Here is a 23380-nt window from a genome sequence, read left to right as displayed (position 1 = left end):
AGAATGGGCACCGGTGAGTACGGACTATCAGAGAGCGCGTGAGGAACTGGGCCGAAGGCTCAGGGAACTACGTGTCGAGAGTCCTCACGGCCAACTCACCGGTACCGAACTGGCCCAGCGCCTGGGGTGGCCGCAGTCCAAGGTCAGCAAACTGGAGAACGGCAGGCAGACGCCCACGGACGCCGACCTCAGGGCGTGGGCCGAGGCTGTTGGGCAGCCTGCCGTCTCCGCGGAACTGTGTGCCCGTCTGAAGGGTTTTGAGAGCCACATCCGGTCCTGGCGGCGCCAGTTGGTGGCAGGGCATGCCCCTGTGCAGGAGATGTGGAACACCATCATCGGCGATTCCCGGACCGTCTACGCGTGGGACAACAGCGTCGTCAACGGCATGCTTCAGACCGCTGACTATGCGCGGAGCCTCTTCGAGAACCTGGCGGATTTCCGGCGCTCTCCACGGGACGCCGAGGCCGCGGTGCGAGCCCGCATGAAGCGGCAGGAATGGCTCTACCAGCCAGGTAAGCAATTGCAGGTACTCATGTGGGAGGGCGTGCTACGGACCCAAGTGTGTCCGCCCAAAGTGCTGGCGGCGCAACTGGATCGACTCCTCGGCGTGGTAGGTATGGACACCGTCCACCTGGGCATTGTCCCCTTGGACGCGGAGCTGCGGCTGCCACCGGGCAATGGATTCTGGATCCTCGACGATCGCTTGGCCATCGTCGAGAACTGGCACGCCGAACTCTGGCTCGACGACGCCGAAACGATCGCTCTCTACCGTCGGGTCTGGGACACCCTCGCGGAGTCGGCCGTCTTCGGCGCCGACGCCCAGCAGGTGATCGCCCGCGTCCGCCGGAGCATCAAGGTCTGAGGGCGTGCGGCCGTACCACGTCGTCGTGGGTCCTCCGGCCTCGCTGCCCGTCACGACGCCGACGTCGTCCCCGCCCCGGCCTCCCGGTGAACCAGACCCGGCGCCTTCCCGTTGAAGTCACGAGCCGACAAGGAGAGAAAATGAAATATTCCAGTGAAGAAAAGACTGCCTATCTGAAGCAGTTCAAGGAGTTCCATGCAAGCGGCAAAGGTGGCCAGGGTAAATTCGCCAAAGAAAATGGACTGGCGCCCAATACTCTCCAAGGATGGGTAGCTGAATCGGAGAAGTATGGTGTGGAACTTGATATTGAGGTTCGTAATCATTATACCGATGAAGAAAAGACTGCCTATCTGAAGCAGTTCAAGGAGTTCCATGCAAGCGGCAAAGGTGGCCAGGGTAAATTCGCCAAAGAAAATGGACTGGCGCGCTCAGTTTTCTGTGGATGGGTAGCGGAAGCGAAGAAGTATGGTGTAGACCTTGAGGTCCAGAATCGTCAGCTCAACAAGAGAAAAAGTCCAGAGCAGATCAGGCATATCCTCGAGGCGTGGATGGAGGACTCGGAGGAGCGCACGTTGGTCGATTTCGGTCGTGCATGGTCCGATCCCGATCCCGATCCCATCACTGAAAGGACCATCCAGAATTGGGCCACGAATGCAAGTAAATATGGCCTGTCGCAGCGGGCAGTGGATAGTTGCCGGAAGAAGCGGCTTAAGACGCGCGACGACAGGGAATATTTGGATGGCGAGAAGAAGAGATATGTAGATGGGTTTTTTGGTCAAAGTGAATCGCTGGAAGAGTATGCGCGACTTAAGGACATCCCGCGTAAAACACTCAAGAATTGGGTGAAGAATGGGGAGATGTATGGCTGGGAAAAGTGGCGGGTGGATCTCGCCTTGAAGGCGGGTAGTCGTGGGGGTTTGACCTCGAAGGAGCGGGCGATGCTGGACGAGGGGAGGGGGCCCCGGCAGGACCAGGAGGTGGCGGGCACCGGTGTGAGTGCTCCGGTGGAAGAAATGCCACAGGAGGCCGCCGGGTCGCCTGCTGAAGCGGTTCCGCCGCAGCAGGCGTGGGAATCCCATACTCAGCCGTCCCTCGCGGAGTACGCAACTGGTGGCCTGCGCGCCCTGGAGGACCCGGCCGGACCCCTCGGTTCCCCTGCTTTGGTAGCTGCCGCCACGGGCGGTACTGCCCTGCCTGGCATTACCTCCTTCGATTTTCACGGCAGCTGGGGCGACAGCGCGCCTCCCTCTCCTTCTCCATTGCCGAGCGTCCCGTCGGACTACCTCCGCGGGCCCGGCGCCTCCGCCCCTGGCTCCGACAACGGCCACGTCACGGGGCCACTTCCCGCGCTGCCGAAAGATGTTGTCCCACGACAGGATTACTTCTACGGGCCCGCCGGCTCGAAGGGGCCGGCGAGAGGCGGACGCTGAAGAGCCCGTCGGCGGCAGTCCGCAGGGATGTGCCGCCGACGGACGCGGTATCTGTCACGGGACGCTGACGTCGTCCCCGCCCCGGCCTCCCGGTGAACCAGACCTGGCGCCTTCCCGTTGAAGTCACGAGCCGACAAGGAGAGAAGAATGAGATATTCCCGTGAAGAAAAGACTGCCCATCTGGAGGAGTTCAAGAAGTTCTATGAAAGCGGCAAAGGCAGCCTGGATAAATTCGCCAAAGAAAAGGGGCTGTTGCCCAATACTTTCGGCAAATGGGTGGCCGAATCGGAGAAGTATGGTGTGGACATTGAGCTTCGTAATCGTCATACCGATGAAGAAAAGCGCGCCTATCTGGAGGAGTTCAAGGAGTTCTATGAAAGCGGCGAAGGCACCCGGAAAGATTTCGCCGAAGAAAAGGGGCTGTTGCCCAATACTTTCGGCAAATGGGTGGCCGAATCGGAGAAGTATGGTGTGGACATTGAGGTTAATGATTTTTATATCGATGAAGAAAAGCGTGCCCATCTGGAGGAGTTCAAGGAGTACTATGAAAGCGGCAAAGGTGGCCGGGATAAATTCGCCAAAGAAAAAGGACTGGCGTCCTCAGTTTTCTGTGAATGGGTAGTAGAAGCGAAGAAGTATGGTGTAGACCTTGATGTCCAGAGTCGTCCGCTCAACAAGAGAAAAAGTCCAGAGCAGATCAGGGAGATCCTCGAGGCGTGGATGGAGGACTGGGAGGAGCGCACGTTGGTCGATTTCGGTCGTGCATGGTCCGATCCCATCACTGAAAGGACCATCCAGAATTGGGCCAAGAATGCAATTAAATATGGCCTGTCACAGGAGTCGGTGGATAAATGCAGGGCGAAGCGGCTTAAGACGCGCGAAAACAGGGAATATGGAGATAGCGAGAGGAAGGGCTATGTAGATGGATTTTTTGGTCAAAATGAATCACTGGAAGAGTATGCGCGACTTATGGAAATCCCGCGCAAAACACTCAAGAATTGGGTGAAGGATGGGGAGATGTATGGCTGGGAAAAGTGGCGGGTGGATCTCGCCTTGAAGGCGGGTGCTCGTGTGGGTTTGACCCCCAAGGAGCGGGCGAAGCTGGAAGAGGGGAGGGTGCCCCGGCAGGACCAGGAGGTGGCGGGCGCTGGCGTGAGTGCTCCGGTGGAAGAATTGCCACAGGAGGCCGCCGGGTCGCCTGCTGCGGCGGTTCCGGCGCAGCAGGCGTGGGAGTCTCATACTCAGCCGTCCCTCGCGGAGTACGCAACTGGTGGCCTGCGCGCCCTGGAGGACTCGGCCGGACCCCTCGGTTCCCCTGCTTTGGTAGCTGCCGCCACGGGCGGTACTGCCCTGCCTGGCATTACCTCCTTCGATTTTCACGGCAGCTGGGACAACAGCACGCCTCCCTCTCCTTCTCCATTGCCGAGCGTCCCGTCGGACTACCTCCGCGGGCCCGGCGCCTCCGCCCCTGGCTCCGGCAACGGCAGCGGCACGGGGTCACTTCCCGCGCTGCCGAAAGATGTTGTCCCACGAGCGGATTACTTCTCCCAGTACGCCGGCTCGAAAGGGCCGGCGAGAGGCGGACGCTGAAGAGCCCGTCGGCGGCAGTCCGCAGGGATGCCGCCGACGGACGCGGTATCTGTCACGGGACCCCGGCAGCCCCGACCGGCACGAACTGCACCGGCACCGGCATCCTGTGGTTGACGGTCGCCGGAGCATCAGGGTCTGAGGATGTACGGCCGTACCACGTCGTCGTCGGTCTGCCAGGTAGGCGGCGGCTGGGTGCGGGCCGGGGCCTGCCAGCATTCCTCCTCGCGTGGGACCGGGAGATATCGGCCGGCTGCGCGGCTGCGTTTGGCCCAGCGGCGCCAGCGGGCGTCGTACGGGTTCGGGAGTCGCCAGACGTAGGGGTCCGGGGTTCTGGCGTCTCGTGCGAGGTCGATGTAGTCGGTGTGGTCGGTCGCGGGGCCGTTGGAGCGTGGTGGGCCGAGGAGGCGTGCGAGCGCGTTATAAAGCCGCCGGAACATGAGCCCCCTCCAGCCTTTCCACGACCGTGAAGCGGGCCCACACGCATTTCGCGTCCGGCTCCTGCCGGTGACCCCACTCCTCCGCGAGCCGGGCCACGAGTGCGAGTCCGCGTCCGCACTCCTCGTCCGGTCCGGAGTCGTGGGGCCGGGGTAGCAGATCCCGGTCCGGGTCCGAGACCTCCAGTACCAGCGCCGGTCCGTGGCGGGTGAGCGTGACCTCGACGCCCGCGCGGGAAGTACGGCAGTGGGTCACGGCGTTGGTGACGAGTTCGCAAGCTACTTTCAAAAGTGTGTCCTAGTCGTCGCTGGTCGGAGGGGTCTCTCGATTCAGACAGGGCGGCCACCCTCCGCGCTGATGCCGAAGGGTGGCCGCTTGTTGTGCGCAGCCCTGACCCGATGCGGCTGCCATGGGGGTTCCGTACGTCAGGTGGTGCGGGTGCCGCGTAGGGCGGCAGGCACTTCGGCCGTGGTGGCGCTCTGACGCACGGGGTTGTTCGGCTGTGCGCCGGTAAGCCGCTCGTACAGTTCGGCCTGGGCGGCTACTTCCGTGTGCAGTTCGGACCACGTGGCAGCAGTGACCGTGCGGCACAGCGGCTGCGCGGTCTGGCCGTATTCCTCCTTGAGGGCATCCACGGGGTACGGGGAGGTCGCGTACCAGTGGGCCGTGTGCTTGCCGTCAGGCGTCGAGGCGAAGGAGGTCCAGCCTTGCGGCAGTTGCGGTCGCCCGCCCTTGTGCTGCTGCGGCCGGGTCACCGTGCCATCTCCTTCTGGGCGCAGTCCGAGTGCCAGTAGGCCACGACCGGGGAGGTGTCCCCGCGGGCGAGCATGCCCCGGCGGCAGACCTCAAGGCTCTTGATCGGCTTCAGGCACGAGGGGCATGTTTCGTCCTTGGGTGCGTACGTCGTGTACTCCCACTGCCCGGCGTCGGTGTCCGCCTTGGTCATCGGCTGGTCCCCGCTCGCTGGCGCCGACGGAGGATTCTGGTTGTATGGGTCACGTCATCAACCCCTTACTGGTTGGTGTCCACGCCCCCGGACCGTCGCCACGGTCGCGGGGGTCTTTCAGTGACCCACCACACTTCCGCCTCTGGCGGCGCGTTCCTACTTCGTTCCATGACCGTTAGGTACGGAGTACGTCTACCGTGAGAAGCGTGCCTAACGTCCCAGGGGGTACTTGTGAACGAAGCGCTGCGCCGTGCCATGCTTCAGGCGCGAATGACAGACCGTCAGTTAGCTGAAAAGTGCGGCGTCGACATCAAGACGGTCGGCCGATGGATCACAGAGAGCGGGCGGGTTCCCCGGGCCCGCCATCGGTGGGCCATCTGCGAGGCACTTGGGGAGGACGAGGTGACGCTGTGGCCAGCAGCCACAAAGAAGGCGATCAAGGTCGGTCCCGACCGTGAGGTGGTTTCCGTCTACCCGTATCGGTCGAGCTGCCCAGCTTCCCTGTGGCGGTCGTTGATCACCAAAGCGGAGCGAGAGCTGACCTTCGCCGGTTACACCAACTACTTCCTGTGGCTCGAACAGGCCCGGTTCGGCAGCGCGTTGCGACGCAAAGCCGCTCTGGGATGCCGAGTTCGTTTCCTGCTCGGTGACCCTGACAGTGATCTCACACGGTCCCGCGAGCAAGACGAAGCTGTTGCGCTCACGCTCTCGACGCGTATCCGCGTGACACTGGCCGAGTTGGAGAAGATCAAAAGCCAACCGGGCATCGACGCGAGGTTCAGCGACGGGCACGCGCACCTGTCCGTGTTCCGCTTCGATGACGACATGATCGTCACGCCGTTGCTGACGCACAGCGTCGGCCACGACGCTCCTACGCTGCATCTGCGCCGTCATCAGGACGACGGCATGTTTGATCGCTTTGCCGCGCACGCCGAGGAACTGTGGAAGCGGGGCACTCCGGTATGGGACGAGGAGGGGCATGAGTAGGCGCGACTACGAGGACGACCCGCACGCCCCGGTCGCGAACAGCTTGGTTCCGGCTGCTTCCGCCGTCGTTGTCGACGGCTCCGGGCGCATTCTGCTTCAGCGTCGGCGCGACAACGGCATGTGGGCGCTTCCCGGTGGCGCCATGAACATCGGTGAGTCGTTGCCGGACTGCGCGATTCGGGAGACCCGTGAGGAGACCGGGCTCGACGTGGAGATCACCGGAATCGTCGGGACCTACACCAATCCCCGTCACGTCTTCGCCTACGACGATGGCGAGGTCCGGCAGGAGTTCTCCGTCTGCTTCCTGGCTCGGCCCGTGGCCGGGCAACTGGCCGTGTCCGGGGAATCCACCGATGTCCGCTGGTTCGAACCCACAGCGGTCGACGCACTCCCCATGGTCGCCGGCATCCGGAAGCGAGTGAACGACTGGCGTGATGGCAACATGCCTGCCGTCCGGTAGCCGGTACCCGCAGGTGATTGCCCGCGTCCGCCGGAGCATCAAGGTCTGAGCTGAGGACGTGCGGCCGTACCACGTCGTCGTGGGTCCTCCGGCCTCGCTGCCCGTCACGACGCCGACGTCGTCCCCGCCCGGCCTCCCGGTGAACCAGACCCTGCGCCTTCCCGTTGTAGTCACGAGCCGACAAGGAGAGAAAATGCAATATACCCCTGAAGAAAAGAAACACTATCTGGAGCAGTTCAAGGATTTCTATGAAAGCGGCAAAGGTAGCTGGCAAAAATTCGCCAAAGAAAATGGACTGGCACCCACGACTTTCGGTAGATGGGTGGTCAAATCGGAGAAGCATGGCGTGGACCTTGAGTTCCGGAATCGTCACTTCAATAAACATTCTAAAGAGAAGGTCGGGCAGATCCTCAAGGCGTGGATGGAAGACGCGGAGGGGCGGGCGTTGGCCGATTTCGCTCGTGAATGGACCGATTCCGTCATCACTGAAAGGACCATGCAGAATTGGGCGAAGAATGCGAGTAAATATGGCCTGCCGCAGCGGGCGGTGGATGAATGCCGGGAGATTCGGCGCAAGAAACGCAGCGAAAGGGCATATACATATGACGAGAAGAAGGGGTATGTAGACAGGTTTTTTGGTCAAAGTGACTCACTGGAAACGTATGCGCGAACTGAGGGCGTCCCGCGTGACACACTCAAGAATTGGGTGAAGAATGCAGAGGGATATGGCTGGGAAAAGCGGCGGGTGGATCTCGCCTTGAGGAACGGGCAGGAGGCGCAAGAGCGCGGGCTCCAGGATCCCCTGAACTTTTTGCCTCAACTGAGTCCGGCTACAGGCCCGGCTCAGTTTCCCGCTCCGTTCGGTCATACTGATGCATCCCAGGCCGATCCGTCCCAGGTGGCAGAGCGGGTCATTTCGCCCTCTCTGGAAGACTGGGAGCAGTACGTGGATTACGGCGCATTCCAAGGGCATTCGCAGCAGGATGAGGTCACGGGGTTCGGTTGGGACTCGTCGGCCGTGGCTGCCCACGCTGCCGTCTCCCCGCAGGAGTTCCTGCCGGATTCCTCATCCGCTCCGGCCCTCGACAGCGATGCGTACGATCAGTATTTGCTGCCACCTGGGGTCGCGTCTCATCATCTGTCCACCGGATCGGGCCAGTCCCGGGACCACTCGTCTCGGTGGGGTGGTTGGTCGAATAATCTGTCCGGACAGGGGGCGGGTAACCAGTTCCGTCGTTCGTGAGGTGTGGGGCGTTCGTCGTGGCACGGTCGGCGGGCGGTTTTGGCTGGTGGCCCGGTGGTGGCGTTGTTCTGTTGGCAGTGGTTGACGGTCGCCGGAGCATCAGGGGCTGAGGATGTAGGGCCGTACCATGTCGTCGTCGGTCTGCCAGGTGGGTGGCGGGCGGGTGCGGGCTGGGGCCTGCCAGCATTCTTCTTCGCGTGGGACCGGTAGATACCGGCCGGTCGCGCGGTTGCGCTTGGCCCAGCGGCGCCAGCGGGCGTCGTACGGGTTGGGCAGCCGCCAGACGTAGGGGTCCGGGGGCCTGACCTTCCGCGCGAGGTCCATGAAGTCGGTGCAGTCGGTCGCGGGGCCGTTGGAGCGTGGTGGGCCGAGGAGGCGTGCGAGCGCGTTATAAATCCGCCGGAACATGAGCCCCCTCCAGCCTTTCCACGACCGTGAAGCGGGCCCACACGCATTTCGCGTCCGGCTCCTGCCGGTGACCCCATTCCTCCGCGAGGCCGGCCACGAGCGCGAGTCCGCGTCCGCACTCCTCGTCCGGTCCGGAGTCGTGGGGCCGGGGTAGCAGATCCCGGTCCGGGTCCGAGACCTCCAGTACCAGCGCCGGTCCGTGGCGGGTGAGCGTGACCTCGACATCGGCGCGGGAAGTACGGCAGTGGGTCACGGCGTTGGTGACGAGTTCGTTCGCGGAAAGTGCGACGGCGTCGGCGATGTCACCGGTGATCCCCCAGTCCGCGAGGGCCTTGCGGATGCGGTGGCGGGCGGCGGGGACGTGGTCTCTGCGGTTGGGGATGCGGAAGGTTTCGGTTTCGGGCATGGGGGTGCCGTACCTCCTGACGTCGAGTCAAGATCCGTTTTATTGCGGCGCCTTCAGGAAGCTACGGCCGAATATGGTGCGTGTACAACCCGCTAAAGTGAATGCATTCACCCGTTCATCCGATCGGGTGATGCGTGCTCGGGGTGACAGCCGGTGTGGCATCGTTGCCGCGGGAAAGGGGAGGTCTCATGCCCGCAGGTGGACGTCCGACAGTGCGCAGCAGGCGTCTGGGTACCGCGCTCAAGCAGTACCGGCAGGCCGCGAAGTTCGATCAGCCGCAGGCCGCCGAGGTGATTGCGTCAAGTCAGGCGAGGATCAGTCGACTTGAAAGCGGTCACTTCACCGCGCGGGTGATCGAGGTGCGGCTGCTTCTGGATGCGTACGGCGTCACGGACCCTGAAGTGCGGTCACGGCTTGAGGAGTTGGCGAAGCACTCCAAGAAGCGGGGTTGGTGGCTAGAGCACGCGGCGCACCTGCGGTCGGACTACGTCGATCACATTGCCTTGGAGGACGACGCGACCTATATCCGTGAGTGGCAGCCGGTCATGGTTCCAGGGCTCTTGCAGACTCCGGCCTATGCGGAAGCGGCTATCTCCGACGGCCCCCACTCCATTGATCTGGAACGGGTCGCCCATTTGGTGAAGGTGCGCGTGGGACGGCAGACGAAGATCGAGGAGGGCGGAACGTCGTACACGGCCATCCTCGGGGAATCAGCTGTCAGGCACCCACTGGTGAGCGTTGAGGTCCACCGGGAGCAGCTCAGCACGATCCTTGAGATCGGAATGCGGAAGAACGTCACTGTGCAGGTGCTGCCGTTCAGTGCCGGTGTGCTGACTGGTTGTACCTCCGCCTTCTCGTCCTTCAGCTTCGATGAGGAGCCGACGGTCGAAGCGGTCACCATGGACAATCTGCGAGGCACGTCGGTCCTTGAAGGAACCGAGGACCTTGCCGCTTACGCCAACGTATTCGACCTACTACGATCGTCGGCGTTGGCGCCGGACGCGAGCGCGAAGCTCATCCAGGGCATACTGCGGAGCTTGAAGGAAGACACATTGTGACCGAGGTGATAAGCCCCTTCCGGAAGTCGTCGTACTCGGGACAGGAGAACAACTGCGTAGAGGTCGCCGACACAACCGGCAACGGCCGAGCCATCCGCGACAGCAAGCACCAGCACGGCGATCTTCTCACCGTCTCTCGCGAGACCTGGCACACTTTCGTCCGCCAGTTCTCGCAGGAAGAAGCATCGTGACAGTGGCGGTAGGCCCCTTCTGGAAGTCGTCGTACTCAGGCCAGGAGAACGCCTGCGTAGAGGTCGCCGACACCGCTCCCGGCGGCCGAGCCGTGCGCGACAGCAAGCGCCAGCACGGCCCCCTCCTCACCGTCTCCCGCGAGACCTGGCAGGCGTTCATCCGACAGTTCGCGTAGGGATCGCGCAGGACGAAGGGCGCCCGGCGGGACTCGCCGGGCGCCCTTCGCCGTCGCCGACCAGCTTCAGCACGCACGAGAACACCGTGCCCGCTGACCCCGCCGTGCTCCGCCGCGCCCTGGCCGAGGAGATCGCCGCCGCCAATCCGGCCCTGGACACCGGGTGGCGCGATGCCGTCGCGGCGGTCCCCCGCGAACTCTTCCTCGGCTCATCGGTCTTCCAGCCCACCGGCAGGGGATGGGAACCCGTGCACCGGGCGGAGGCCGGGGAGGACGGCTGGGTACGGATGGGCGATGACCATCCGGCGACAGGTCGGCGAGTCCAGGGGAAATTCGTCGAGTTTGCCGTCGAGGGTGAGTCGCGCGATGCGACCGCCGTGCACGAGGGTGAGCCACAAAGCACCGTCGGGGCCGGCGGTGATGCCGTAGGGCCCGGCTTCCTCGTCCGCCACCGGGATCTGGGTGACGGGCGGGGTGTCGGAAGGGGGCACGGCAACTCCTTGCGCGGGGAGGGGGAGGAAAGCGCGGGATGTTCTGAGCTGACGGCAGGGGCGTTCGGGCAGTGTTCAGGCGTCGTAGGCGGTGGAGCGATGCACGGCGTGTACCGCCCATACCGTCAGCTCGCCGTTGTCGGTCGTGTACACCATGCGGTAGTCGCGCACTCGTAGGCGGCGGTGGTCGGGCTGGGAGACACAGGCGAAGGCGTGGCAGGAGCGGCCTTCTCCTCCGCCTTGCCTTCTCGGCCGCCGTTACAGGCCCGTCGGCGGGACGGTCATCTCTTCCGGGTTGCCTGCTGGCTCCCCGCGGACTGCGTCCGGGGGAGTCCTTGGGAACTGGACGCATAGTTGGACTCCCCGAGAGGGGGCTGTAGGTCGGCGAGGCGCACGTCCAAGGGATTGCCGACCAGGTCGCTTGGGTCGTGGCCGCTGTTGAACGGCGACCATTTCCTCGTCGTCTCGTCCAACCTCAGTCCGTGCCATTCCAGCACCGCCGCCAGATCATCCTCTACAGGTTTCTTTCGTTGGTAGTATCTCAATTTATCCACCAAGTTGCCGGTGGGGATATTGAATTCCATTCCGCCCAGTGTCAGCGGGTCGTTCTGGCCCTTGGAAGGTAGGTCGAATCGTGGTCGCGTGCGTAGTGCGGCCGCATAATCAGAATCACGCCAGGTCATCTTTGTCCCGCTAGGTTCCAGCTTCCATCTGCCGGTTTTCTGGCTCCAGTAGACGTTCTCCCCGTGCCGTTCCAGCGCACTGATCGCGGCCTGCCCGAAAGATTTTTCTCGTCCCAGACTTCGCATAGTGTGCAGCCAGGAGCCTAGATCTACATCTTCAACCGAACCATCGCCCAGGAGCACGGTTTCGAGCCCCTCCCTAATCTTCGGCAGGTCGCCGGGTTCCCGGGCGTTCAATGCGGCCACGTAAGGAGCATCTTTAAAATCTTGCACTGCTTCGGAAAGATTCGTTACAAACCACTTCTGTGAATCATTTTTTTGCTCGATTTCACCGCCGTGCTTTTTCAGTGCTTCGACCAGCACAGCATCCGGATACTTGCTCAGCCCATCGTTCCGGAATCTTTTCAGAAATCGACCGAGATCAATTTCGTAATGCGCCCCGTCCACGTACACCTCTTGCCGTGCAGATGGCAGGGGAAGATCACCTCGGTCCCGGGCCATCAGTTCAGCCGCGTAAGCAGCTTGCGGAATTGTTGCAGGCATGTAGGGCCTCCTCAGAAATTTTCTGGGGTTCCATCACGGATGCTTTTTGGTCTCTGACGGGCAGCGATGACCACGGGGCGGCTACATTCTACGGATTCGTGCTCACGGTGGCCGACCGGGTGCCCTCGTGGGCAGGTCAAAGCGGGTTGAGTCACGGGCTACGGCCCGTGTTCGTGTTCAGGGCCTTGTCTTCTCGGCTGCCGTTACAGGCCCGTCGGTGGGACGGTCATTTTCTCTTCTGGGTTGCCTGCTGGCTCCCCGCGGACTGCGTCCGGGGGAGTCCTTGGGAAGAGCTGGACGCATAGTTGGACTCCTCGAGAGGGGGCTGTAGGTCGGCGAGGCGCACGTCCAAGGGATTGCCGACCAGGTCGCTTGGGTCGTGGCCGCTGTTGGACGGCAACCATTTCCTCGTCGTCTCGTCCAACCTCAGTCCGTGCCATTCCAGCACCGCCGCCAGATCATCCTCTACAGGTTTCTTTCGTGGGCGGTGTCTCAATTCATGCAGGAATGAGCCGGTGGGGATATCGAATTCTATTCCGTCCAGTGTCAGCGTGTCTTTCTGGTGCTGGGAAGGTAGGTCGAATTGTGGTCGCGTGCGCAGTGCGGCCGCATAATCAGAATCATGCCAGGTCATCTTTATCCGGGTAGGTAGCAGCTTCCATCTGCCGGTTTCCTGGCTCCGGTAGACGTTCTCCCTGTGCCGTTCCAGCGCGCTGATCGCGGCCTGCCCGAGTTTTTCGCGTCCCTGATTTCGTATATTGTGCAGCCAGGTGCCTAGATCTACATCTTTCGACGAACCGTCGTCCAGGAGCACTTTTTCGAGCCCCTCCCTAAGCTTCGGCAGGTTGCCGGGTGCTCGGGCGTTCAATGCGGCCACGTAAGGAGCATCTTTAAAATCTTGTACTGCTTCGGAAAGATTCGTTACAAACCACTTCTGTGAGTCATTTTTTTGCTCGATTTCACCGCCGTGCTTTTTCAGTGCGTCGACCAGCACGGCATCCGGGTATTCGATCAGACCACGGGTTCGGATGGCTCTCAGAAATGCACCGAGATCGATTTTGTAAAGCGTCCCGTCCACGTTCACCTCTTGCTGTGCAGACGGCCGGGGAAGATCACCTCGGTCCCGGGCCATCAGTTCAGCCGCGTAAACAGCTTGCGGAATTTGTCTCGGCATGTAGGGTCTCCTCAGGATTTTTCTGGGGTTCCATCACGGATGCTTTTTGGTCTCTGACGGGCAGCAATAACCACGGTGGCGGCTACATGCTAGGGGTTCGTGCTCTCCGTGGCCGACCGGGTGATCTCGCGGGCAGGTCCGAGTGGGTTGAGCCACGGGCTGCGGCCGGTGTTCATGTCCACCTGCTCGGTCCGATGCCCAGGGCGTCGAAAGGAAGAACCGCCGGCCGGCAGTCGGCCGAGCATGCGTTGCCGTGTTTTCGGGATCGGGCACGACGAAGGGCGCCCGGCGGTGGACCGCCGGGCGCCGTGTCGACGAGCCATCGCCTTCGCTCGGGTCCTGGGGATTGCCGGAGACACCCTCGGCTCCTCCACGGCCCCGTACTCGGTGATGGCCTCGATCACCAGGCGTCTCCTTGATCATCGGATCCGCCGTCCATCGGACACTCCCGTCAGCGCCCACGCGCCTTCTTGGCCTGGTTGCCCGGTGCTTCGTACTTCTTGTTGTCGGTGGCTGCACCGGAAGCCGCGCCCGAATGCATACCGCTCTGGTTCCTGAGCACGCTGGCTCGTATGACGTCAGCGAAGTTGTAGCCGGGGCCGGTGCCGGAAGTGGGGCGTTCCGCGTTCTCACTCCCATCGGGCTGCGCCCGGGGCATGTTGCGTCGTAGGTTGTCGGCGAAACCGTAGCCGGGGCCGGTGCCATCAGCTACACCCATGGACCGCCGCATGGCTGTCAGATCAGCCCGAGAAGCCCCCGGATCGGTGGTTGGACGCTGAGCATCACGCACAAACGATTCAACCGAACTACGCACAAAATTGGCAAAGTGATAGGTGTCCGCCTCAGGGTGCGCGGCAGCGGAGCCCTGGTTTGGCTGGGATTCTCGCTGCGAGCCGGAATCCCTCTGCGCGGAGTTCGGTGCCATTTTCCATCCTTTGCTTGAAACGGTGCAGTTCAGGCCGGCAACCGGCTGGGAGTGCGCGGGGCAAGGAACAAGTGAGAACGGACGAGCGGGTGCGGCAGCGGTGTGGCGACACCGGACTTCACATCGGAATCGGACCTGCTGCTGGGCGGGCCTCTCCCCGGCCCACCGTCTCCCCTGGCCGTGCCCCCAGGCTCCACAACGGAGGAGGCGCCACAAAAGTTCAACCTCACCGACTCGTTACGGCCACCGTGCCCCGGTCGCACCCCGGCGGGCACCGCATCGTTCGCGCGTGCAGGGTCTGTGCGACGGCGGCGAGGCAGGGCGTGCCTGACGTCCTTGCAGGATGGTTGCGGCGTGGACGCCCGCGCGGGCACGACGAAGGGCGCCCGGCGGTGGACCGCCGGGCGCCGTGTCGACGAGCAGGTGGCGAGGGTGTTATTGCAGCGTTAGTGCAGGCCGGTGTACAGGGAGTTCATCAGGGTGCCGTTCGGGGTGTCGCCTGACATCTCCCAGATCATGCCGCCGAGCAGCCCTTTCGATTTGATGTACTCCGTTTTCTTTCCGATTGACCAGGTGTCGTCGAAGGACCACCACTGGCCGCCGTTGCCCGTGTAGCCGTAGGTGGAGATCGACTGGGGGTCGTGGACGACGGTCATGGCGGGGAAGGCGGTGATCAGGTTCTGGTAGCCGCGGGTGCCGGCCTCCTCCGCGAACTGGCCGGGGGCGGCGCCGTTCGCGGTCTGCCACTCGCCGCCGGCTCCGCCGTCCGTGACTTCCTTCCAGCCTCGGCCGTAGAAGGGGAAGCCGATGGTGAGTTTGCGCGGACTGACACCCGCGTCGGTGTACGCCTTCACGGCACCGTCGATGCTGAAGTCGTTCGGGTAGGGCGACTGGGCGTCGGTGTAGAGGTTGGCCTGGTGGCCGGTGCGGTTCGGCTCCCAGGAGTTGTCGCTGCCGGCGCCGTGGAAGTCGTAGCCCTGGACGTTGGCGTAGTCGAGGTCCTTGAAGATCTTCGAGGTGTCCCAGCCCGCGTCGATCTTCTTCGGGTCGGCCGGGGTGAACGCGGTGAGCAGCTTGTGGTCGCCGCCGAGCGCGTCGAGCTGCTTGCGGAACTCCGCGATCAGCGCGGTGTTGTTGGCCTTGTCGGCGGTGCTCCAGTGGTTGCCGGGGTGACCGTCCGGGGAGCCGGGCCACTCCCAGTCCAGGTCGATTCCGTCGAAGATCCCGGCGGCGGCACCCGGTCCTCCGGCGCCGTTGTACGCGGGCAGATCGCCCTTGATGTACATGTCCACGCAGGACTTCACGAACTTCTGGCGCGACGCGTCGGTCGCGGCGACGTCGGAGAAGTACTTGGAGAACGTCCATCCGCCGAGCGAGATGACGATCTTCAGGTTCGGGTACTTGGCCTTGAGCTTCTTGAGCTGGTTGAAGTTGCCGCGCAGCTTGCCCCAGCCGTCGTCGGCCACGCCGTCCACGGACTGGGAGGCGGCGAAGGCACGGCCGTAGTCGGCGTCGGCGTCACCCGCCCCATCGCCTTCGCCGGGGTCCTGGGGGTTGCCGGAGACACCCTTGACCACGCCGTTGAGGCAGGTGAGGTTGACGGGGTCGATGTTGCCGAAGGCGTAGTTGATCACGTCCAGTTTGGCGGCGGCGCCGGAGGTGTCCAGGTTCTTGACGTTGTACTGGCGCCCGTAGATGCCCCACTGGACGAAGTAACCGACGGTCGCGTAACTGCCGTTGCCGACGGCCTCCTGCGTGGTGACGTTGAGGGTGTTGCTCGCCGGGGAGGCGTTGTCGGCGGCGTCGCGTGCCTTGACGGTGAACCCGTAGGCCGTGGCGGGGGACAGCCCGGTGACCGTGGTGGTGAGGGTGTCCGCCGGGACCGTGGCCACCTTCGTGGTGCCCTGGTACACGTCGTAGGCGGCGATGCCCTTGTTGTCGCTCGCCGCGTTCCAGGCCAGGGCGACGGTGCTGGAGGTGACGGCGGTCGCGCGCAGGCCGCCGGGGGCGGTCGGCGGGACGGGGTCGGTCGCCGGGTCCACGGTGGTGGCGGTGACGGGCGCGCTCGGCGTACCGAGGTTGCCGCGGGTGTCCTTGGCGCGGACGGTGAAGCTGTAGGCGGTCGCCGGGGTCAGGTCGCTGACGGTCGCGGAGGTGGTGGCGGTGGCCGCCACGACGGCGTCACCGCGCAGCACTTCGTACCCGGCCACGGGGAAGTCACCGCGGGCCGAGGCGTTCCACTTCAGGCTCACCGTGCGGGCGGTGGTGGCGGTCACGGCCACTCCGGCCGGTGCGGACGGGGGCGCGGCGGGGCTGCCGTCGCACTTGTCACCGTTGATCAGGCAGCCGGTCGGCGCGGTGATCGGACCGGTGGCGACGAACCAGTAGCTGTACGGTTCGGTGCTGCCGTTCGCCGGGACGGTGGCGTTGTAGTGGGCGTTGGTGACGGTGACATGGGAGCCGTTCACGGTTGCGGTCCCGTTGTAGTGCTGGCTGATGGCGACCCCGGCCGGCAGGTCGAACTCCAGGGTCCAACCGGTCACCGGCGCGGCACTGTTGTTCTTGACCACGAACGTGCCCTTCCACCAGGGGCCGTTGTCGGCGCTGGTGAACGAGGCGGTGAGAGCGCCCGCCGCCTGTGACGGCGTGGCGATGCCCAGCAGCCCGCCCAGAGCCAGGACGAGCGTGGTGAGCGCGGCGACGAACCGCCGCCGCGGTGGTGCCAGGGGTCTGATCGGCCTGGACGTGGATCGCGATCTGGAGCTGGATCTGGATCTGGTGAGCACGGTTCTCCTTGGTGTGGGGAGGCGGGAACGGGATCCCGCGTCGGGTGTCCGTGCGCCGACGTCCGGTGACCGGACGGTCGTAAGACGCGTACCTGTCCGAGGTGCCGTGGTCGGCGCCTGGCAGGTGCGCTGGGGCTGTGCTGTCCCAGAGAAAGCCCGTTGTTGTATCCACGTCAATGAGCGCCGTACAGGATTGGACTGGACCAATCGCGCGCACTTTTCGCCATGCCGGTCCCCCGTCGCTGGCGGACGACCCGGGAAAGGGCTAGACCAAGTCCTGTGATTTTTTGGGTTCCCGGGGCGGCCTTCGGTCGTTCCGTGACCCGGAATCGAGCACGCACTTGGTGTGCGGCCAGCCGCCCCGGCGGCAGGTGTGGTCGGCCTGGAACCGTTTCGTCCGCTTTCCCGTCACGACGCGTCGACTCGTGTGTCACAGGCGTGTCTTGGTGCGCCTTCGGCGCCAACAACTCGGCCGTGCGCGGCCGTCGTATGGAGCAACGACGCCCGTTCGGCCGTAGCAAGCGACCGGCACCCCTTCCCAGGAGTACGACTGATGCGCCTCAAGAAGATCTCCGCTCTCGCTCTCGTCGCCGCCGCTGCCGGTCTTTCGCTGACCGCGTGCAACGCAGGCGCGACCGCTTCCGCCGGCACGAATGCTTCCGCCGGTACGAACGCGTCCGCCTCCGTGGGCAAAGCCGCCGGGAGCCAGGACTCGACCTCGGGTTCTTCAGCCTCGGGTTCCTCGTCGTCCGGTTCATCTTCGTCGTTCGGTTCGTCTTCGTCCGGTTCTTCGTCGTCCGGTTCTTCGTCGTCCGGCTCCAGCAAGGGGAGCGCGGTCACCAGCAAGAGCACGTCCGCGGCGGGCTCCCTGTGCAAGACCGACAACCTCGGCTTCAGCGCCGCCTCCGCGGGGGTCAAGAACGAGATCGTCGTCAACCTGAAGAACAACGGTTCCAGCACGTGCAGCATGCACGGCTTCCCGGGCGTCCAGCTCGTGGGCCCCGACGGCCTGGGTGACACCGGACCGGACGCCGCCCGCACCGACATCTCGCCGGACTCGCCGTCGACCGTCACCATCGCGCCCGGCGAGGAGACCCGCTTCCTGCTGGACTACATCCCGGACACCAGCGGCTCCGGCAAGACCTACACCAGGCTCTCCGTCACCCCGCCCAACGAGACCGTCTCGGAGATCGTCAACCTCAACGGCCAGAACATCACCGTCTCTGCCGCCGGCGGCAACGCCCCCGACGTCTACGTCGACCCCATCGGCTACCACGTCGGCTACGGCAAGTGAGCCCGGCGGCAGTGTCCTCCCCCGAACCGCGGTAGCTGCGCGTCGGGCTCCGGCGAGGTCACGGTGCCACCCGCGCCACCCCGCCCGTCTCCAGAGCCACCCAGAGGGCAGCGTCCGGGCCCAGTGCGATGCCGTGCGGTTCGGATGACGGCGTCGGCAGGTCGTACTCGGTGATCTCGCCACTCGCGGTGATGTGACCGACGCGGTTCGCGCCCCATTCGGTGAACCAGCAGTCCCCGGTGGCGGCGGCGACGATGGCGTGGGGTCGGGCCGCGGGGTCGGGGAGCGGGAACTCCTTGATGTCGCCGTCCGTCGAGATCCTGCCGACCTGGCCCGCGGCGATCTCGACGAACCACAGTGCGGCGCCGTCACTGGTGATGCCCACGGGGGCGGCGCCCGGGGTGGGCAACGGGTGGACGGCGGTGTCGCCGTCGGTGGTGAGGCGGCCGATGGCGTTCGCCTGGTTGAGGGTGAACCACAGGGCTCCGTCGGGACCCGTGGTGATCGCCGAGGGAAACGCGCCCTCGACGGGAAGGGCGAACTCGGTGATCTCTCCGTCGGCGGTGATACGGCCGACGCGGTCGGTGTTCATCTGGGTGAACCACATTGCACCGTCCGGACCGGCGGTGATACCGAAGGGGCCGCTGTCGGGCGTCGGCACGCGCCAGGATTCCGTTTCGCCGTCCGTGGTGATCCGGCCGATCCGGTGGTCCAGGGACCGGGAGAACCACAGCGCCCCGTCCGGCCCGGGGGCTATGACGGTCGGGCGACAGGTCGGCGAGTCCAGAGGAAATTCGTCGAGTTCGCCGTCGAGGGTGAGCCGTGCGATGCGACCGCTGTGCACGAAGGTGAGCCACAGAGCGCCGTCGGGCCCGGCCGTGATGCCGTAGGGCCCGGCCTCCTGGTCCGCCACGGGGATCTCCCGGACGGCGGCCCGGGCGTAGGAAGGGCGCACAGCAACTCCTCTGCTGGGTCGGGACTCAGGCCCTGTTCCCGGATGATGCCCTGACTCGGACTCGTAGCAGGTCTTGAACGATCGCCGGCACGATCACCACCGCACCCTGCCCGGGTGCGGAAGGCGGCTGCAACCGCTTTTCCCGCGGGCGCTTCACCCTCCTACTCCGGCTCCGGCTGCGACTCCGGCTTCGACACCGGGAACGTCTCGTCCGACGGCACGGGTCCGACGGCACGGGTCCGACGGCACGGGCGTCGACCCCGCGCCAGATGTTCTGACCTGACTCCAGGGGCGTTCAGGCGTCGTGGACGGTGGAGCGATGCCCGACGGTCACCCCCCACACCACCAGCTCGCCGTTGTCGATCGTGTAGACCACGCGGTAGTCGCCCACCCGCAGGCGGCGGCGGTCGGGCTGTGAGACGAGGGCGGTGGTGGTGAACCCCAGCGGGTCGGTTTCCAGCTCGGTCAGCTTGGCCAGAATGCGGAGGGCCATGTCTCGTGGGACCTTGCGGAGTTCGGCCTGAGCCTCGGGTCGGAAGACGGTGCGGTACTCACTCACTGCGCGCCAGCGTCTCCCTCATGATGTCCTCGATCGGGATGCCGGGTGCGGGGTCGGCCATGCGCTCGTCGATGATCCGGTTGATCTCGCGCTCTTCCCACTGCTGGTACTTGCGCAGCACCTCGATGGACACCACGGCGGCGACCTGCTTGCCGCGCCGGGTGATGACGGTGGGCACATCGTCCCGGTCGGCCCGCTCCACGACCTCGGCCAGATGCGCCCGGACATCGCGGATGGACTCTATGGGCAGCGGTTGTGTCATGCGTCCGAGTGTACCGAGTGACGCAGGTGTACACCACGGCTCATGGTTGCTCGAAGGCGCCGGCCAGTCCGGGCGCCCGGTACGCGTCCCGCGGGGGCTGCCCGACAGGGAAGCGGCAGGCCCTTGCCGGAGTCGGCTTCTACGATGGAGCATCGGTGAGCCCACGCCGGGCGACCAAGAGAAAAGGGGGCCGGGGCGCATGGAGTTCGGCATCACCATCGGGGAGGAGCAACCGTCCTCCGGCGGGCTGACGGCGTCTTTGCAGCGCTGGCTCGCGGCTGATCCCGAGCTGCGTGGCGAGGTCACCTTCGCTCCGACGTCCGGCGCCGCCGCACCCGGCACCATGGGAGGCGCGAGCCTGGACGTCATCAACGTCGTGGTGAGCAACTCCCTCGCGCTCGGTTCCCTGCTCGTCGCCCTGGCCGGCTGGCGGTCCTCCCGCCCACGGCCCCCGCAGATCACCCTGGAGCGGGACGGCGTCGTGGTCACGGTCCACGACGCATCGCCGGAGACGGTCGAGCAGGTTCTCGCCCGCTTCGGCGACATCCCCGACCCCGTGGGGTCCACCGCGGACGGGGACGACGTCTAGTCGTGGTCGCGCTGTCCGATCCGACCTCTTCCCAGGCCGTGCTGGTGGGCGTGCACACGTACGCCGTACTGGAAGACCTGACGGCGGTCGCCAACAATCTGCGGGGACTGCGCGAGGTGCTGACGGAGCCGACCGTGTGGGGGCTGCCCGAGGACTCCTGCACGGTGATCGAGCAGCCGTCGCGCACCGATCAGGTGCTGGATGTCGTACGGGAGAGGGGCCGCCTGGCCGAGGACACCCTCCTCGTGTACTACGCGGGGCACGGTCTGACCGACCCGCACACCGACGAGCTGTACCTCGCGCTGGCGAACTCCGACCCCGAACGCGAGTACACCTCGCTGCGCTACGAGTATCTGCGCCGGGCCGTGCTGGACCTCGGGGCGCGCGCCCGGCGGACGGTCGTGATCCTCGACTGCTGCTACAGCGGGCGCGCGCTGCTCGGCCGGATGAGCGCCAGCGCGCACATCGCCGACCAGGCGGCGGTCGAGGGCAGCTGCCTGCTCACGGCCTCGGCCGAGACCCGGCCCGCGCTCTCGCCGCCGGGAGAGACGTACACCGCGTTCACGGGCGAGCTGATCGGAGTGCTGCGGGACGGCATCGCTCAGGGGCCTGATCCGGTGGACATGGATACGTTGTACCGGCATGTCCACCGGCGGCTCGCCGCCCGCTCCCGCCCGCTTCCCCAGCAGCGCAGTCGCAACACCGGCGGCTTGATCGCGATTGCGCGGAATCGTTCTGCCCCGGGCTCGGGCGGCGGGGCGGACGCGGAGGCGGCGGGCGCGGAGCCGCCGGACGGGGAGACGTCGGACGCGGCGGCCCGTCGGCGGGAGGCCGCCGAGCGGCTCGCAGAGATGGAGGAACGGGAGGAGCGGCTGCGCCGGGAGGCGGAGGAACTGCGCCGGGAGGCGGAGGAACTGCGCCGTGCGGCCGAGACCCGGCTGGAGCGGACCCTGCAAACCGTGGGCCGCCTCGCCAAGGCGATCGCCGCCTCCCCCGACGGCGCCTTCCAGCCGCAGTGGTTCGCCGTTCCGGTGTCGCGCCCGCTGTTCGGCGAGGACGGCTCACTGGAGCCGCTCGCCGAACTGCGGCCGGGAGTCTGGTACTTGGCGCTGGGCCGGCGCGGCGACGCCTGGACGGTGGCCGCCAGCGACGGCACCCGGGGGCTGCTGCTCGACACAAGCGGTCTGCAGATCGGCACCAACGCCGGACAGCCGACGCCGCAGCCGGTCGTCCCGGACCTGAAGGCACTCCCGGACGAAACCGGGCCCGGCCCGGTGGAGACCGGTCGGGAGCGCGCGTTGCGGAACCTGTGGAGCACGCTGAGCGCGGTGGGCGTCGGGACCCGGCCCGAGCCGCAGTACGACCCGTTCTGGTTCGCCGTTCCGGTGCCGCGTCCGGTGCGGAGCGAGGACGGCAGCGGGCGGATCGTCGCGGAGCTGATGCCGGGGGTCTGGTACCTGGCCGTGGAACAGCGCGGTGATTCGATCCTCGTCCAGACCTCGGACGGGCGCAGCGGGCTGCTGCTCGATACCACGGGGATCCAGCGCGGTTGACGTACGCCACCCGATGAAGAAGGGTGCCCGGCACGCACCGGGCACCCTTCAAGGTCGTACGCGACCGTCGTGTGCGACTGCCTTACGTGACCGTCGTACGCGACTGTCGTACGTGACTGCCGTACACGTCGAGAGTCAGAGTTTCTCGATCACGTAGTCGACGCACTTCGTGAGCGCCTCGACGTCCGCCGGGTCGACCGCCGGGAACATCGCGACGCGCAGCTGGTTGCGGCCGAGCTTGCGGTACGGCTCGGTGTCGACGATGCCGTTGGCGCGCAGCACCTTGGCGACGGCCGCCGCGTCGATCTCCTCGGCGAAGTCGATCGTGCCGACGACCTGGGAGCGCTTGGCCGGGTCGGAGACGAACGGAGTGGCGTACTTGGCCTCCTCCGCCCACGAGTACAGGCGGGTCGAGGAGTCCTTGGTGCGGGCCGCGGACCAGGCGAGACCGCCCTGGCCGTTCAGCCACTCCAGCTGCTGGTTCAGCAGGAAGAGGGTGGCCAGCGCCGGGGTGTTGTACGTCTGGTTCTTGCGGGAGTTGTCGATCGCCGTGGGCAGCGAGAAGAACTCCGGGACGTGCCGGCCGGAGGCGTGGACGCGTTCGGCGCGCTCGATCGCGGCCGGGGAGAAGACGCCGATCCACAGGCCGCCGTCGGCGGCGAAGGACTTCTGCGGGGCGAAGTAGTAGACGTCGGTCTCGGCGATGTCGACGGGCAGGCCGCCGGCCCCGCTCGTCGCGTCCACCAGCACCAGCGCGCCCTCGTCGGCGCCCGCCACCCGCCTGATCGGCATGGCGACACCGGTCGAGGTCTCGTTGTGCGTGAAGGCGTAGACGTCCACGCCCGCCTCGGCCTTCGGCTCCGGGTGGGTGCCGGGGTCGGTGGCGATGACCGTGGGCTCGGCCAGCCACGGCGCCAGCTTGGCCGCCTTGGCGAACTTGGACGAGAACTCGCCGAACGAGAGGTGCTGCGACTTGTTCTCGATCAGGCCGTGGGTGGCGATGTCCCAGAACGCGGTGGACCCGCCGTTGCCGAGGATCACCTCGTAGCCGTCCGGGAGGGAGAACAAGGCGGTGATGCCCTCGCGCACCTTGCCGACCAGGTTCTTCACCGGGGCCTGGCGGTGGGATGTGCCCAGCAGGGACGTGCCGGTCGCGGCGAGCGCGTCCAGTGCCTCCACTCGGACCTTGGAGGGACCCGCGCCGAACCGGCCGTCCGCGGGCTTGATGTCAGCAGGAATCTGGATCTCAGCCACGATGCGAGGTTAGCGGTTGGAGGAAACCCCGGCGAAACCTCGTCCGTCGGCTGAGACGGCGTTTCGGGTGACGGGGCGCCGCGCGTTGACGTTTCCGTCCACCAAGTGATGACGTCTTCG

At 65.5% G+C, this 23380-nt stretch carries 26 protein-coding genes and 2 pseudogenes; 12 read left to right on the top strand and 16 right to left on the bottom strand.

Annotated elements, in window-relative coordinates; genetic code table 11:
* The first annotated feature begins 13 nt into the window (after positions 1-13).
* From ACFY2B_RS12400 to ACFY2B_RS12390, 3 genes are all read left to right on the top strand, one after another.
* Positions 14-862: a helix-turn-helix domain-containing protein gene (locus tag ACFY2B_RS12400; RefSeq protein WP_390763090.1), complete on the top strand. Its 849-nt coding sequence runs from the start codon at positions 14-16 to the stop codon at positions 860-862.
* Positions 863-1002: 140 nt separating this feature from the next.
* Positions 1003-2292 (top strand): hypothetical protein, encoded by a 1290-nt coding sequence (locus tag ACFY2B_RS12395; RefSeq protein WP_390763089.1) that lies wholly within the window; start codon positions 1003-1005, stop codon positions 2290-2292.
* Positions 2293-2439: 147 nt separating this feature from the next.
* Positions 2440-3882, top strand: coding sequence for a hypothetical protein (locus tag ACFY2B_RS12390; RefSeq protein WP_390763088.1), 1443 nt, complete (start codon positions 2440-2442; stop codon positions 3880-3882).
* Positions 3883-4010: 128 nt separating this feature from the next.
* Here ACFY2B_RS12390 and ACFY2B_RS12385 read toward each other — a convergent pair whose 3' ends face one another.
* From ACFY2B_RS12385 to ACFY2B_RS12370, 4 genes are all read right to left on the bottom strand, one after another.
* Positions 4011-4319: a hypothetical protein gene (locus tag ACFY2B_RS12385; protein WP_390763087.1), complete on the bottom strand. Its 309-nt coding sequence runs from the start codon at positions 4317-4319 to the stop codon at positions 4011-4013.
* Positions 4300-4605 (bottom strand): ATP-binding protein, encoded by a 306-nt coding sequence (locus ACFY2B_RS12380; RefSeq protein ID WP_390763086.1) that lies wholly within the window; start codon positions 4603-4605, stop codon positions 4300-4302. The genes ACFY2B_RS12385 and ACFY2B_RS12380 overlap by 20 nt, the downstream gene beginning before the upstream one ends.
* Before the next feature lie 137 nt (positions 4606-4742).
* On the bottom strand, positions 4743-5072 hold the full coding sequence (locus ACFY2B_RS12375; RefSeq protein WP_390763085.1) for a hypothetical protein: 330 nt from the start codon (positions 5070-5072) through the stop codon (positions 4743-4745).
* Entirely contained in the window at positions 5069-5263 is a 195-nt protein-coding gene (locus tag ACFY2B_RS12370) for a hypothetical protein (protein ID WP_376539134.1), read from the bottom strand. The genes ACFY2B_RS12375 and ACFY2B_RS12370 overlap by 4 nt, the downstream gene beginning before the upstream one ends.
* Positions 5264-5494: 231 nt before the next feature.
* On the opposite strand from ACFY2B_RS12370, the gene ACFY2B_RS12365 reads away from it, so the two are divergent.
* The 3 genes from ACFY2B_RS12365 (at position 5495) to ACFY2B_RS12355 (ending at position 7953) form a co-directional block, all read left to right on the top strand.
* Positions 5495-6250, top strand: a complete 756-nt coding sequence (locus ACFY2B_RS12365; RefSeq protein WP_390763084.1) for a DUF5919 domain-containing protein — start codon at positions 5495-5497, stop codon at positions 6248-6250.
* Positions 6243-6710, top strand: coding sequence for an NUDIX domain-containing protein (locus tag ACFY2B_RS12360; RefSeq protein WP_390763083.1), 468 nt, complete (start codon positions 6243-6245; stop codon positions 6708-6710). The genes ACFY2B_RS12365 and ACFY2B_RS12360 overlap by 8 nt, the downstream gene beginning before the upstream one ends.
* A 193-nt stretch (positions 6711-6903) precedes the next feature.
* Positions 6904-7953: a hypothetical protein gene (locus tag ACFY2B_RS12355; protein WP_390763082.1), complete on the top strand. Its 1050-nt coding sequence runs from the start codon at positions 6904-6906 to the stop codon at positions 7951-7953.
* Between the two features lie 99 nt (positions 7954-8052).
* Here the strand turns inward: ACFY2B_RS12355 and ACFY2B_RS12350 are convergent, their stop codons facing one another.
* Both ACFY2B_RS12350 and ACFY2B_RS12345 read right to left on the bottom strand, forming a co-directional pair.
* Entirely contained in the window at positions 8053-8361 is a 309-nt protein-coding gene (locus ACFY2B_RS12350) for a hypothetical protein (protein ID WP_390763081.1), read from the bottom strand.
* Positions 8342-8767: an ATP-binding protein gene (locus tag ACFY2B_RS12345; protein WP_390763080.1), complete on the bottom strand. Its 426-nt coding sequence runs from the start codon at positions 8765-8767 to the stop codon at positions 8342-8344. The genes ACFY2B_RS12350 and ACFY2B_RS12345 overlap by 20 nt, the downstream gene beginning before the upstream one ends.
* A gap of 188 nt (positions 8768-8955) precedes the next feature.
* Here ACFY2B_RS12345 and ACFY2B_RS12340 point away from each other — a divergent pair, with 188 nt between their 5' ends.
* The 3 genes from ACFY2B_RS12340 to ACFY2B_RS12330 are packed head-to-tail and all read left to right on the top strand — an operon-like array spanning position 8956 to position 10192.
* On the top strand, positions 8956-9825 hold the full coding sequence (locus tag ACFY2B_RS12340; RefSeq protein ID WP_390763079.1) for a helix-turn-helix domain-containing protein: 870 nt from the start codon (positions 8956-8958) through the stop codon (positions 9823-9825).
* Positions 9822-10016: a DUF397 domain-containing protein gene (locus ACFY2B_RS12335; protein ID WP_390763078.1), complete on the top strand. Its 195-nt coding sequence runs from the start codon at positions 9822-9824 to the stop codon at positions 10014-10016. Before ACFY2B_RS12340 ends, ACFY2B_RS12335 begins: the two co-directional genes overlap by 4 nt.
* Positions 10013-10192: a DUF397 domain-containing protein gene (locus ACFY2B_RS12330; protein WP_390763077.1), complete on the top strand. Its 180-nt coding sequence runs from the start codon at positions 10013-10015 to the stop codon at positions 10190-10192. The genes ACFY2B_RS12335 and ACFY2B_RS12330 overlap by 4 nt, the downstream gene beginning before the upstream one ends.
* A 293-nt stretch (positions 10193-10485) precedes the next feature.
* Here ACFY2B_RS12330 and ACFY2B_RS12325 read toward each other — a convergent pair.
* The 6 genes and pseudogenes from ACFY2B_RS12325 to ACFY2B_RS12300 all read right to left on the bottom strand — a co-directional run.
* Positions 10486-10683 (bottom strand): annotated as a pseudogene (locus ACFY2B_RS12325) (virginiamycin B lyase); the annotation flags it as partial.
* 75 nt (positions 10684-10758) lie between these two features.
* Positions 10759-10899, bottom strand: a pseudogene (locus ACFY2B_RS12320) (type II toxin-antitoxin system RelE/ParE family toxin); the annotation flags it as partial.
* Between the two features lie 65 nt (positions 10900-10964).
* Positions 10965-11909, bottom strand: coding sequence for a hypothetical protein (locus ACFY2B_RS12315; RefSeq protein WP_390763076.1), 945 nt, complete (start codon positions 11907-11909; stop codon positions 10965-10967).
* Positions 11910-12135: 226 nt separating this feature from the next.
* Positions 12136-13083 (bottom strand): hypothetical protein, encoded by a 948-nt coding sequence (locus ACFY2B_RS12310; protein WP_390763075.1) that lies wholly within the window; start codon positions 13081-13083, stop codon positions 12136-12138.
* A gap of 451 nt (positions 13084-13534) precedes the next feature.
* Positions 13535-14008 carry a hypothetical protein gene (locus ACFY2B_RS12305; protein WP_390763074.1) on the bottom strand — a complete coding sequence of 158 codons (474 nt, stop codon included), beginning with the start codon at positions 14006-14008 and terminating at the stop codon, positions 13535-13537.
* 446 nt (positions 14009-14454) lie between these two features.
* Positions 14455-16743 carry a glycosyl hydrolase family 18 protein gene (locus ACFY2B_RS12300; RefSeq protein ID WP_390763281.1) on the bottom strand — a complete coding sequence of 763 codons (2289 nt, stop codon included), beginning with the start codon at positions 16741-16743 and terminating at the stop codon, positions 14455-14457.
* Positions 16744-17347: 604 nt separating this feature from the next.
* Between ACFY2B_RS12300 and ACFY2B_RS12295 the strand changes: the two genes are divergently transcribed.
* Complete coding sequence (locus ACFY2B_RS12295; protein ID WP_390763073.1) at positions 17348-18088, top strand: DUF4232 domain-containing protein; 741 nt, start codon at positions 17348-17350, stop codon at positions 18086-18088.
* A gap of 58 nt (positions 18089-18146) precedes the next feature.
* Here the strand turns inward: ACFY2B_RS12295 and ACFY2B_RS12290 are convergent, their stop codons facing one another.
* From ACFY2B_RS12290 to ACFY2B_RS12280, 3 genes are all read right to left on the bottom strand, one after another.
* Positions 18147-19043: a virginiamycin B lyase gene (locus tag ACFY2B_RS12290; RefSeq protein ID WP_390763072.1), complete on the bottom strand. Its 897-nt coding sequence runs from the start codon at positions 19041-19043 to the stop codon at positions 18147-18149.
* A gap of 295 nt (positions 19044-19338) precedes the next feature.
* A complete protein-coding gene (locus ACFY2B_RS12285) occupies positions 19339-19602 on the bottom strand; it encodes a type II toxin-antitoxin system RelE/ParE family toxin (protein WP_390763071.1) in 264 nt (87 codons plus the stop codon).
* Positions 19595-19864, bottom strand: coding sequence for a type II toxin-antitoxin system Phd/YefM family antitoxin (locus ACFY2B_RS12280; RefSeq protein ID WP_389017238.1), 270 nt, complete (start codon positions 19862-19864; stop codon positions 19595-19597). The genes ACFY2B_RS12285 and ACFY2B_RS12280 overlap by 8 nt, the downstream gene beginning before the upstream one ends.
* A 199-nt stretch (positions 19865-20063) precedes the next feature.
* On the opposite strand from ACFY2B_RS12280, the gene ACFY2B_RS12275 reads away from it, so the two are divergent.
* Both ACFY2B_RS12275 and ACFY2B_RS12270 read left to right on the top strand, forming a co-directional pair.
* Entirely contained in the window at positions 20064-20453 is a 390-nt protein-coding gene (locus tag ACFY2B_RS12275; RefSeq protein ID WP_390763070.1) for a hypothetical protein, read from the top strand.
* A 2-nt stretch (positions 20454-20455) separates the two neighbouring features.
* Complete coding sequence (locus tag ACFY2B_RS12270) at positions 20456-22006, top strand: caspase domain-containing protein (RefSeq protein WP_390763069.1); 1551 nt, start codon at positions 20456-20458, stop codon at positions 22004-22006.
* A 135-nt stretch (positions 22007-22141) separates the two neighbouring features.
* On the opposite strand, the gene serC is transcribed toward ACFY2B_RS12270, so the two are convergent.
* Positions 22142-23260 (bottom strand): phosphoserine transaminase, encoded by a 1119-nt coding sequence (gene serC / locus ACFY2B_RS12265; RefSeq protein WP_390763068.1) that lies wholly within the window; start codon positions 23258-23260, stop codon positions 22142-22144.
* Positions 23261-23380: the final 120 nt, after the last annotated feature.

The organism is Streptomyces sp. NPDC001270 (assembly GCF_042896695.1).
Taxonomy (GTDB): Bacteria; Actinomycetota; Actinomycetes; order Streptomycetales; family Streptomycetaceae; genus Streptomyces.
Note: the sequence above shows the minus strand (reverse complement) of the source record. Positions and strands in the feature narration are given on the sequence as shown.

Excerpts from the sequence above, each read along its gene's own strand:
- ACFY2B_RS12395 (WP_390763089.1), top strand. The coding sequence starts at position 1,003 with ATGAAATATTCCAGTGAAGAAAAGACTGCCTATCTGAAGCAGTTCAAG.
- ACFY2B_RS12390 (WP_390763088.1), top strand. The coding sequence starts at position 2,440 with ATGAGATATTCCCGTGAAGAAAAGACTGCCCATCTGGAGGAGTTCAAG.
- ACFY2B_RS12385 (WP_390763087.1), bottom strand. The coding sequence starts at position 4,319 with ATGTTCCGGCGGCTTTATAACGCGCTCGCACGCCTCCTCGGCCCACCA.
- ACFY2B_RS12370 (WP_376539134.1), bottom strand. The coding sequence starts at position 5,263 with ATGACCAAGGCGGACACCGACGCCGGGCAGTGGGAGTACACGACGTAC.
- ACFY2B_RS12360 (WP_390763083.1), top strand. The coding sequence starts at position 6,243 with ATGAGTAGGCGCGACTACGAGGACGACCCGCACGCCCCGGTCGCGAAC.
- ACFY2B_RS12355 (WP_390763082.1), top strand. The coding sequence starts at position 6,904 with ATGCAATATACCCCTGAAGAAAAGAAACACTATCTGGAGCAGTTCAAG.
- ACFY2B_RS12350 (WP_390763081.1), bottom strand. The coding sequence starts at position 8,361 with ATGTTCCGGCGGATTTATAACGCGCTCGCACGCCTCCTCGGCCCACCA.
- ACFY2B_RS12345 (WP_390763080.1), bottom strand. The coding sequence starts at position 8,767 with ATGCCCGAAACCGAAACCTTCCGCATCCCCAACCGCAGAGACCACGTC.
- ACFY2B_RS12340 (WP_390763079.1), top strand. The coding sequence starts at position 8,956 with ATGCCCGCAGGTGGACGTCCGACAGTGCGCAGCAGGCGTCTGGGTACC.
- ACFY2B_RS12315 (WP_390763076.1), bottom strand. The coding sequence starts at position 11,909 with ATGCCTGCAACAATTCCGCAAGCTGCTTACGCGGCTGAACTGATGGCC.
- ACFY2B_RS12310 (WP_390763075.1), bottom strand. The coding sequence starts at position 13,083 with ATGCCGAGACAAATTCCGCAAGCTGTTTACGCGGCTGAACTGATGGCC.
- ACFY2B_RS12305 (WP_390763074.1), bottom strand. The coding sequence starts at position 14,008 with ATGGCACCGAACTCCGCGCAGAGGGATTCCGGCTCGCAGCGAGAATCC.
- ACFY2B_RS12295 (WP_390763073.1), top strand. The coding sequence starts at position 17,348 with ATGCGCCTCAAGAAGATCTCCGCTCTCGCTCTCGTCGCCGCCGCTGCC.
- ACFY2B_RS12280 (WP_389017238.1), bottom strand. The coding sequence starts at position 19,864 with ATGACACAACCGCTGCCCATAGAGTCCATCCGCGATGTCCGGGCGCAT.
- ACFY2B_RS12275 (WP_390763070.1), top strand. The coding sequence starts at position 20,064 with ATGGAGTTCGGCATCACCATCGGGGAGGAGCAACCGTCCTCCGGCGGG.